Here is a 643-nt window from a genome sequence, read left to right as displayed (position 1 = left end):
TTTGACTCAGCAGTCAGGAGTTGAAACCGGCAGAGAAATAAACCTCTCGACCGGAAAGATGGCAACCACCACAAGGTTGTTCATCACGATTTCAGACTGAGCTCAAGCACAGTCAGGGTCATCAGGCAAACGCGTGTTGACTAGAGCAACGAAGAAAGCTTTTTCTGAGTTGTTCACAAGCTACAGACAGAACAGGTAGCCGAGTTCCAGGATGCGGGCATCGTATAATGGCTATTACCTCAGCCTTCCAAGCTGATGATGCGGGTTCGATTCCCGCTGCCCGCTCCAAGCCGTGCTGATATGGCTCAGTTGGTAGAGCGCACCCTTGGTAAGGGTGAGGTCCCCAGTTCGACTCTGGGTATCAGCACCACTTTCAAAATCTCCCTCCCTGCTTCATCTCTGTGCATTAAAATTCAACGATTCAGGCAATGCCTGGTTGATGTGGTGATATCACCGATTAATCCGTGTCTTAGAGGGACAAGCGATGTCTAAAGAAAAATTTGAACGTTCCAAACCGCACGTCAACGTTGGTACTATCGGCCACGTTGACCACGGCAAAACTACCCTGACTGCTGCTATTACTACCGTTCTGGCTAAAACCTACGGTGGCTCTGCTCGTGCGTTCGATCAGATCGACAACGCG

General features: G+C 50.1%; 1 protein-coding gene and 2 tRNA genes. All 3 read left to right on the top strand.

What is annotated here, in order from left to right; translation table 11 throughout:
- The first annotated feature begins 213 nt into the window (after positions 1-213).
- Positions 214-288, top strand: a tRNA-Gly gene (locus EPE01S_RS22685).
- Between the two features lie 6 nt (positions 289-294).
- Positions 295-370 (top strand) — tRNA-Thr (locus EPE01S_RS22680).
- 114 nt (positions 371-484) lie between these two features.
- A partial coding sequence (locus EPE01S_RS23230) for a GTP-binding protein (RefSeq protein WP_255210185.1) occupies positions 485-643 on the top strand: 159 nt, incomplete at its 3' end.

It is taken from the genome of Erwinia persicina NBRC 102418, assembly GCF_001571305.1.
In the GTDB taxonomy this organism is placed as follows: Bacteria; Pseudomonadota; Gammaproteobacteria; order Enterobacterales; family Enterobacteriaceae; genus Erwinia; species Erwinia persicina.
Note: the sequence above shows the minus strand (reverse complement) of the source record. Positions and strands in the feature narration are given on the sequence as shown.